The organism is Halogeometricum sp. CBA1124 (assembly GCF_009741955.1).
Classification (GTDB): domain Archaea; phylum Halobacteriota; class Halobacteria; order Halobacteriales; family Haloferacaceae; genus Halogeometricum; species Halogeometricum rufum.
This window is the reverse complement of sequence record NZ_WPCD01000163.1, coordinates 1-8,489: the sequence shown is the minus strand read 5'-3', so window position 1 is coordinate 8,489 and position 8,489 is coordinate 1. Positions and strand designations below refer to the sequence as shown.

Annotated in this window: 10 protein-coding genes and 1 pseudogene; all 11 read left to right on the top strand. The window is 69.0% G+C overall.

Annotated features, from left to right (window positions below; genetic code table 11):
- Window positions 1-1,113 (top strand): inorganic phosphate transporter (locus GJ632_RS16310; protein ID WP_191453507.1); only part of this gene is annotated, 1,113 nt, incomplete at its 5' end.
- Window positions 1,114-1,225: 112 nt separating this feature from the next.
- Window positions 1,226-1,615, top strand: a complete 390-nt coding sequence (fer, locus tag GJ632_RS16305) for a ferredoxin Fer (RefSeq protein WP_191453506.1) — start codon at window positions 1,226-1,228, stop codon at window positions 1,613-1,615.
- A 146-nt stretch (window positions 1,616-1,761) separates the two neighbouring features.
- Window positions 1,762-3,537, top strand: a pseudogene (locus GJ632_RS23990) (GAF domain-containing protein); the annotation flags it as partial.
- On the top strand, window positions 3,438-4,325 hold the full coding sequence (locus GJ632_RS16295; RefSeq protein WP_191453504.1) for a bacterio-opsin activator domain-containing protein: 888 nt from the start codon (window positions 3,438-3,440) through the stop codon (window positions 4,323-4,325). The pseudogene GJ632_RS23990 and the gene GJ632_RS16295, both read left to right, overlap by 100 nt.
- 88 nt (window positions 4,326-4,413) lie before the next feature.
- Window positions 4,414-4,758, top strand: coding sequence for a HalOD1 output domain-containing protein (locus GJ632_RS16290; protein ID WP_191453503.1), 345 nt, complete (start codon window positions 4,414-4,416; stop codon window positions 4,756-4,758).
- A gap of 75 nt (window positions 4,759-4,833) precedes the next feature.
- On the top strand, window positions 4,834-5,037 hold the full coding sequence (locus GJ632_RS16285) for a hypothetical protein (protein ID WP_191453502.1): 204 nt from the start codon (window positions 4,834-4,836) through the stop codon (window positions 5,035-5,037).
- A 67-nt stretch (window positions 5,038-5,104) separates the two neighbouring features.
- Complete coding sequence (locus tag GJ632_RS22295) at window positions 5,105-5,269, top strand: hypothetical protein (protein WP_197428037.1); 165 nt, start codon at window positions 5,105-5,107, stop codon at window positions 5,267-5,269.
- Between the two features lie 165 nt (window positions 5,270-5,434).
- Window positions 5,435-6,394: an A24 family peptidase gene (locus tag GJ632_RS16280; RefSeq protein WP_191453501.1), complete on the top strand. Its 960-nt coding sequence runs from the start codon at window positions 5,435-5,437 to the stop codon at window positions 6,392-6,394.
- 88 nt (window positions 6,395-6,482) lie between these two features.
- Window positions 6,483-6,869 (top strand): hypothetical protein, encoded by a 387-nt coding sequence (locus GJ632_RS16275; RefSeq protein ID WP_191453500.1) that lies wholly within the window; start codon window positions 6,483-6,485, stop codon window positions 6,867-6,869.
- 136 nt (window positions 6,870-7,005) lie between these two features.
- Window positions 7,006-7,371 (top strand): phosphoribosyl-AMP cyclohydrolase, encoded by a 366-nt coding sequence (gene hisI / locus GJ632_RS16270; protein ID WP_089803774.1) that lies wholly within the window; start codon window positions 7,006-7,008, stop codon window positions 7,369-7,371.
- Window positions 7,372-7,374: 3 nt separating this feature from the next.
- The coding region (locus GJ632_RS16265; RefSeq protein ID WP_191453499.1) for a hypothetical protein at window positions 7,375-8,489 on the top strand (1,115 nt) is incomplete at its 3' end.

Here is an 8,489-nt window from a genome sequence, read left to right as displayed (position 1 = left end):
TTCGTCGGCTTCAACATCGGCGGGTCGTCCACGGGCGTCGCCTTCGGTCCGGCCGTCGGGAGCGGGCTCCTGAGCAAACTACTCGCGGCGACGCTCATGACGGCGTTCGCCCTCCTCGGCGCGTGGACCGCCGGCCGCGAGGTCATCAAGACGATGGGCGGACAGATCGTCCCGCAGAGCGAGTTCACCCTCGCCGCGAGCGTGGCCGTCCTCTTCTTCGTCGGCCTCGCCCTCCTCATCTCGAACACGTTCGGCGTCCCCGCCTCCACCTCGATGACCGCCGTCGGCGCCATCGCCGGCCTCGGCGTCGCCACGGGAACGCTCGACGAGGGCGTGATGCTCGAAATCGTCTCGTGGTGGATCGTCGCCCCCGTCATCGCGTTCTGGATCTGCGCGATGGTCGGCCGGTACGTCTACCCGTACCTCGACGCGACGCTCAAACTCGACAGTTCGCCGGGACCGCTGGTGGAACTCGACCGGGACGGGTTCCCCACGCCGACGCTCGGACCGAACACGACGCCGCGCGAGGCCGGGAGCACCGTCCTCGTCGTCGCCATCGCCTGCTACATGGCGTACTCGGCGGGCGCGTCGAACGCCGCGAACGCCGTCGCACCGCTGGTCGGCAACGGCGCACTCGGCATCAACGAGGGCATCCTCCTCGGCGCGGGCGCCATCGGCCTCGGCGCGTTCACCATCGCCCGCCGGACGCTCGACACCGTCGGCAACGACCTCACGGAGTTGCCCATCCTCGCGGCCCTCATCGTCGAGACGGTCTCGGCGTCGCTCATCGCCTTTCTCTCGTACATCGGCATCCCGGCGAGTCTCGCCGTCTCGGCGACGATGTGCATCGTCGGGCTCGGTTGGGGCCGGGCGACCCGGACGGTCACCATCGGCGAAGCGCTCGGCGGCAAGACGCCCGAGATGTCCGTGAACGCGCTCACCACGGAGACGCGCGAGGACGTGCCGCCGATGGGACAGGAGGAGGAGACGGACCTCGCCGGCTCCGACCTGTTCGACCCCGGGACGACCGGACGGGTCATCTTCTTCTGGCTGCTCACGCCCTCGCTGTCCGCCCTCGCCTCCTACGCGCTGTTCTCCGTGTCCCCCATCTGACCCGCTCGTACGGTACTAGTTCGCACGATTTCGGCCGCTGAGCGTCTGAAATCGGACCACTGCGCGGGAAAAACAGCAAAGTCTAATGGCATGGGTCGCGAACCGAACGGTGATGCCCACGGTAGAATACCTCAACTACGAAGTACTCGACGACAACGGCTGGGACATGGATGACGACGACCTCTTCGAGAACGCAGCGGACGCCGGCCTCGGCGACGAGGACTACGGCTCTCTCGAAGTCAATCAGGGCGAGTACATCCTCGAAGCCGCGGAGGCACAGGGCTACGACTGGCCCTTCTCGTGCCGCGCCGGTGCCTGCGCGAACTGCGCAGCCATCGTGAAAGAGGGCGAAATCGAGATGGACATGCAGCAGATTCTCTCCGACGAGGAGGTCTCTGAGAAGAACGTCCGTCTCACCTGCATCGGTTCGCCGGAGACCGACGAGGTCAAGATCGTCTACAACGCGAAGCACCTCGACTACCTCCAGAACCGCGTCATCTAAGACGCTCTCGCGTCGCACGCTGCAGGCGAGCGACACAGCCTCGAATTTTTCTTTCGCGTCGACCGTCGCCACGGGCACCGCCGTTCGACCGACCGCCCACGACGCTTATCAGGTCCCCGTCACAAGTCTGCTGTTGATACCCCGTCGTGGCATCTCCCCTGAACAGCGACCCCATCTCGACGCTCTACGTCGATTCGGACCCTGACCGCGCCGAATCCGTCCGCTCGGCGCTCCGAGATACACATCCGTGCGTCGCCCTCGACACCGTCCCGTCGCGGGCGGCCGCCGACCGGTCACTCGCCGCGGAACCGCGGGACTGCGTCGTCGTCCGCGCCGACCTCCACGGCGTCGACGCGGTCCAGTTCCTCGCGACGGTTCGCGACCGGTCGCCTTCGACCGCCACGATTCTGTGCGGCGACGAGCACTCGCCGGACCTCCTCCGGCGGGTGCGCGCCGCGGGCATCGACGCGTACGTCCACGACGGGAGCGCCGACCACGTCTCGGTCCTCGGTGACCACGTCGTCGCCTCGGCGACCGAGCCGAGTTCGGCGGCGCCCGAAGCGGACGCGCCAGACGACCGTCGGTCCGCCGGCGACGCGCCCGCCTCGACCGACCGACAGCGTCGCGAACGGGAGTTAGAGCGGTACGAGGCGATGGTCGAGACCGTCCGCGACGGCCTGTACGTCCTCGACGAGGCGGGTCGGTTCGTCGCCGTCAACCGGGCGTTCGTCGAGTTGGTCGGCCGCCCACGGACGGAACTCGTCGGCGCGCACGCGACGGCGGTGACGAGCGAGGAGACTCACGAGGAGGTGAACGCGCTGCTCGAATCGGCGAGCGCGGACGGCGGCGGCGACGTGACGTACGAGACGACGCTGGAGACGCCGCGGGGAGAGGTGCCGGTGGAGACCAACATCTCGTCGTTTCCGCTGGGAGACGGTGAGTCCGGCCGCGTCGGCGTCGTCCGCGACATCTCCGAGCGCCGACGCCGGGAGGAGCAACTGGCGTCGCTCAACGAGACGGCGCAGGCGCTGGCGACGGCCGAGACGTCACAGGAGGTGAGCGAGTTGGCCGTCCGCGCGGCCGCCGAGACGCTCGACCTCCCGGTGTCCGACATCAAACTGTACGACGAGCGCGGCGAACTCGTCGTCACTGCGCGGACGGAGGCCGCGGCGGACCTCGTCGGTGAGGGGTCGCTGTTCGCATCCGACGCCGACCTGCCGTGGGAGGTGTACGCCACCGGTTCCAGCGCGGCGTTCGACGACCTTCCCGCCGAACGAGACGTCTCGGAGACGCCGCTCCGCAGCGCCATCCTCCTCCCCATCGGCAAGTACGGCGTGTTCGTCACCGGCGAGACGGAGCCGAACGCGTTCTCCGAGACGGACGTCGTCCTCGCGAACATCCTCGTCGCCAACGTCAGGGCGGCGCTGGAGCGGACCGACCGGGAGGAACGCCTCCGCGAACGGACGGCGGAACTGGAGGCGCGGACGGAGACGCTCGAACGGGTGAACCGCATCAACGACGTCATCCGCGACATGACGCGGGCGCTGACCGAGGCCACCTCCCGCGAGGAGATAGAGGAAGTCGTCTGCACGCAGTTGGCGAACGCGGAGCCGTACCGCTTCGCGTGGATCGGCGAACAGGAGACGGTGGGCGGCGAACTCGTCCCCGTGGCGTCGGCCGGCGTCGGACGCGGCTACCTCGACGACATCACGGTGACCGCCGCCGCCGACGAACCGACGGGTCGGGGGCCCGCAGGTCGGGCACTCCGGACGCACGAACCGCAGGTGCAGAACGACTTCCACACCGACCCGCCCTTCGAACCGTGGCGCGCGCAGGCGCTCAAGCGCGGCCTCCGAGCGGGTATCTCGATACCGCTCGTGTACAAAGAGACGCTGTACGGGGTGTTGAACCTCTACGCGGGGGGCCCCGGCGCTTCGACGAACTGGAGGTGGAGGTGCTGGGCGAACTGGGCCGGACCATCGGGTTCGCCATCAACGCGTTGGAACGGCGCAAAGCGCTCGTCGGCGACCAGGCGGTCGAACTGGAGTTCCGCATCGACGACCCGTCGGTTCCGCCGGCCACGCACGTCGCCGACACCGAGGGGCGGTTCTCGCTCGACGTCCTCGTCGAACAGGGCGACGGCACGATTCGCTCGTTCTTCGTCGTCGACGGCGTCGACCCCGACACCGTCCTGTCGCAGGCGACTCAGATGCCGTACATCAGCGACGCGAACCTCCTCGCCGAACGCGACGACGGCTACCTGTACGAGGCAACGCTCGAAGACGAGAGCTTCTTCGCGACGCTCCTCGGCTACGGCGCGCACCCGACGGCGTTCACGGCGACGAACGACAGAGCCACGCTGACGGTCGAACTCCCGCGCACCGGCGACATCCGCGCGTTCCTGGAGATGTTCCTGCAGGCGTACGACGGCGTCGAACTCGTCGCGCGCCGGGAACTCGACCGGCCGATTCAGACCGAGTCCGAGTTCCGCGCGCTCTACCGGGAGCGACTCACCGACCGGCAGGAGGAGGTGCTCCGGACGGCGTTCGTCGCCGGCTTCTTCGACTGGCCGCGGCGGGCGACCGGGCGAGAGGTCGCCGAGATTCTCGACGTGTCCCAGCCCACCGTGAACCGACACATCCGGAAGGGAGAGCACGAACTGTTCTCGCTGGTGTTCGGGAGCGACGAGACGGACGACCCCGACGCCTGAATCAATATACACCTCCCGTCGGGGCGGACTCTATCTATATACGCCACAGGGACATGCCCGCTTCCTCCGTACGGAACGATGTAACCCAATGAACGAGCGAAAGAACGTCACCGTACGCCCCGAAGAGGATCTCTGTTTCACTATCGTCGAGACGGTCTCCGACCTGACGAACACCCCGCCGCTCGAACTCGACCCGTTGGGGAACGTGGTCGAGACGGACGCTCTCGAAACGCTGTTCGGTCCCGCCCGCGAAACGGCTGAACACGACGCTTACCTGACGTTCCGCTACGAGGGCTGCAGCGTCTCCGTCGACAGCGACGGGAGCGTCTCGGTGACGCGCGCGCCCACGCCCGCCGACGTCGACCAGTCCATCTCGCTCGGCACCGACGCGAACTCGGCGGCCGGCGACCGATACGATGCAAACTACCGATAACGCGAGGCGGACCGCCGACGCGAGTTCCCCGCACGTGGGACGCGTCCGGGTGACGAGGTAGGAGGTCGATCTCCCGTGACAGACTCACCCGACCAGGAGATCGCCGACGCGTCGCAGCACCCCCGCGACGGAACGCATCTGAAGCGCTGTGCGACCTGCGCCGCCGAGATAGACCCCTCCCGCCGCCACCTCGCCGCGACTGCCCCGGACGACCCCTCGACGGTCTACCTGTTCTGCAGCGAGGACTGCAGAGTCGCGTGGACCGACGACGCTGACTGACCGTCCGCGACGTACCCCCCGCCGACCGACTCCCGACGTACCACCTGCCGACACCACACACCCATCCATGCCCACCGACACCGACACCGAACCCGCATCGAACGCGACGGACCGCGGCCGCTACAGATTCATCCAGTACGACGACGACGGCACCACCGTCTGCATCGTTCAGGACGCCGAGAACCACCGGGCGTGGCTCCAGTCCACCCACACCGTCGCCGTCGAACGGTGACGCGACGCAGCACGGGTCGACCCCGCGACCGGACGCGACACCGCGAGCGAACGCGACGACGCCCGCCGGGTCGCGTCCCTCGGTCGCTCCCTGACGCCTCCACTTCCTGTCCGGTGCGTTTCAGAATTCCAAAACGATAACTCCCCCCGGACTCCTTCGCCCACTATGTTCGCGTCCGTACCCGACATCCTTCGTCTCGCCATCGTCCCCCTGTTAGGGTGGGCGGCGTGGCGCGACGTCGAGACGCGGCGGGTCCCCTCCGTCGTGTGGTATCCGCTCGTCGTCCTCGGCGTCGTCCTCCTCGCGTGGGACTCGCTGTCTCACCTGGCGTTCAGGCCCGCCGACCAACTCTACTTCCTCCGCGTGGGAATCAGCCTCCTGTTCGTCGCGCCCCTCTCGTACCTGTTCTGGCGACTCGGCGGGTTCGGCGGGGCGGACGCGAAAGCGCTCATCACCATCGCCATCCTCCTGCCGACCTTTCCGCAGTATCTCCTGCCGGGACTGTCGCTCCCGACGGTCAGGACGACGCTCGGCGTGTTCTCGATGACCGTCCTCACGAACACCGTCGTGCTGGCGGTGGGCTATCCGCTCGCCCTCGCCGCGCGGAACCTCCTCGAGGGAACCGTCGAACTGCCGCTGATGTTCCTCGGCCGCCGCATCCCCGTCTCGTCGCTGTCGACGGCGCACGGCCGTCTGTTCGAGACGACGACGGGCTACACCCGCAACGGCCTCGACATCGACGCCCTGCGGATGTACCTCCGCTGGCGGGGGACGAGCCTGTCGGAACTCCGCGAACACCCCGACAGGCACCGCGACCCGACGAGCATCACCGAGACGCACGACCCGACGGACGGCGCCGTCGGCGACGGGATGGCCGTCGACGGCGGCACCGTCGCCGAGGCGGACCCGTGGGGCGCGGAGGCGTTCTTAGCGGACATCGACTCGACGGCGTACGGCACGACGCCGGAGAAACTCCGCGACGGCCTGCAGGTGGTGACGACGCGCGAGGAGGTGTGGATTTCACCGGGCATCCCGTTCATCGTCCCGATGTTCCTCGGTACCGTCGTCGCGTTCACCTACGGCGACATCGTGTTCGGTATCGTCGGCGCACTCGGTCTGGTCTGACTGCCGCGTCGAAGGGTCGATCGGCACGTCGGTGGGGCCGGCCGCCGCGGGCGACCCACTTTTCTCAGTCGGGCGACCACACGAGGCCATGTCGCGCAGCACCCGCGCCGCCGGGATTCTCGGGGGTCTTCTCGGCGGTGTCGTCGCGTACTGGCTCTCCTCAGCCCCGCTTCTCGCGGCCAACGCCGGCGTCTGTTGGGCCGGCGGGTGCGCCCTCCTCTTTCGGGAGCGCGAGGCGTGGTCGGGCGACTCGGACGGGGCCTCCCTCGCGGACGGACTCCCCGCCGTCCTCTTCGTCGCCGTCTCGTTCGGCATCGTCAACGCCGGCGTCGAACTGCCCGACTCGCTCCGCTGGGCCCTCGTCGTCCTCGTCTTCGGCGCCGTCTTCTTCGCCGTCGGCATCGGGATGGTCCTCGGCCGGCGGTCGGTCGAGCGCTCCGAGGAGGCGGCGGAGTCGTCGGCGTCGGCGGACTGACGGCGGCCCGCGGGCGGCGCGGCGACGAGGGGACGACTGGGCGGCGACGAGGGGACGACTGGGCGGCGACTGCGAGCGTGGACCGCGCGTCGTCGTGACACAAGACATATCGGCGGTTACGCCGTGATTCGAGTCGATGACCGAGGACGTCGAGGTGGACTTCGGCGACGACGGACTCGTCCCCGCCGTCGCGCAGGACGCCGACTCCGGTGAAGTGTTGATGCTCGCGTACGTCTCGCCCGAGGCGCTCGAACGCACGCGCGAGACGGGCCGAGCGCACTACTACTCCCGCAGTCGTGACGAACTCTGGGAGAAGGGCGCGACCAGCGGGCACACCCAGTCGGTCCGCGAGGTCCGCGTGGACTGCGACGCGGACACCCTGCTGTACCTCGTCGACCAGACCGGCGGGGCGTGTCACACCGGCCACCGCTCGTGTTTCTACCGCACCGTCGACGGCGAGGAGGTGGGCGAGACAGTGTTCGACCCCGACGACGTCTACTGACCGATGTCCGACGAGACGCCGAACGCCGACGATGCGGACGACCTGCGCGAGCGACTGCTCGCGGCGCGCGCTGACCGCGACGACGCCGAGGCGGCCATCGCGGAGACGGGCGAGGAGTCCGTCGTCGCGGCTGCCGACGCCTACCGGAAGGCGACTCGCCTCCTCGACGACTACGAGGAGTCCGCCGTCGGTACCGGCGACTTCCAGGCGTACGTCGAGTTCCAGGACAAGTTCCTCGGACTCGTCGAGGACCTGCCGGAGGACCTGCCCGACCGCGACGCGTTCGAGGCGGCGGCCGACCGGATGGACCGCCGTCGCCTCCGCGAACGCGACTTCGAGGGGGCCCGCGCGGACCTCGAACCGGCCGCGGCGTACGTCGACCGCCTTGACCGCAGGACGGAGACGACGGACGCCCTCACGGAGGCGCGGCGCGACGCGAAACTCCTCCTGAACGACCTCGACGACCGAATCGAGGAGTTGGAACGGCTGGTGAAACTCGGCGAGGCGGACGTGGACGCGCCGGTCGAACGCCTGCGCGACCCCATCGAGGCGTACGACGAACGCGTGACCGAGGAGTTCCGGTCGTTCAAGTCGTCGGCGTCCATCCGCGAGGTGCTGTCGGTGGTCGAGGCCGCCGAGTGGTACCCGCTGGTCGAGTTCCGCTCGCCGCCGCGGGACCTGCGCGAGTTCGCCCGCGAGAGCCCCGACGCCGACGAACCGATTCCGACGCTCCTCGACTACGCCGACTACACCGGGTCGAAACTCGACCACTACGCCGAGGACCCGGCGATGCTCCAGACGTCCGTCGCCGTCCACCGGACGTACCTCGAACGCCTCGACGCCGGGCCCCTCCGCGTGTCGTCGCCGCCGCCGGACGCCGAGACGCTTCGCCGGCGGGCGAACGAACTCGTCTCCGTGCTGTCGCGGTTCGCCGACGAGGAGACGATAGCCGCGCTCCGACGGGTCCGCGAGTTGACTCGCCGCGACGACTACGAGCGACTCCGGACGGCGACGCGCGCGCGGACGGAACTCACCGACGACGAACTGGAGCGACTGCGTTCGGGCGCCGTCGAGTCGGACCTGGCCGAACTCCGCGACGCCCGCGACGCACTCGCCGA

Excerpts from the sequence above, each read along its gene's own strand:
- fer (WP_191453506.1), top strand. The coding sequence starts at position 1,226 with ATGCCCACGGTAGAATACCTCAACTACGAAGTACTCGACGACAACGGC.
- GJ632_RS16290 (WP_191453503.1), top strand. The coding sequence starts at position 4,414 with ATGAACGAGCGAAAGAACGTCACCGTACGCCCCGAAGAGGATCTCTGT.
- GJ632_RS22295 (WP_197428037.1), top strand. The coding sequence starts at position 5,105 with ATGCCCACCGACACCGACACCGAACCCGCATCGAACGCGACGGACCGC.
- GJ632_RS16280 (WP_191453501.1), top strand. The coding sequence starts at position 5,435 with ATGTTCGCGTCCGTACCCGACATCCTTCGTCTCGCCATCGTCCCCCTG.
- GJ632_RS16275 (WP_191453500.1), top strand. The coding sequence starts at position 6,483 with ATGTCGCGCAGCACCCGCGCCGCCGGGATTCTCGGGGGTCTTCTCGGC.
- hisI (WP_089803774.1), top strand. The coding sequence starts at position 7,006 with ATGACCGAGGACGTCGAGGTGGACTTCGGCGACGACGGACTCGTCCCC.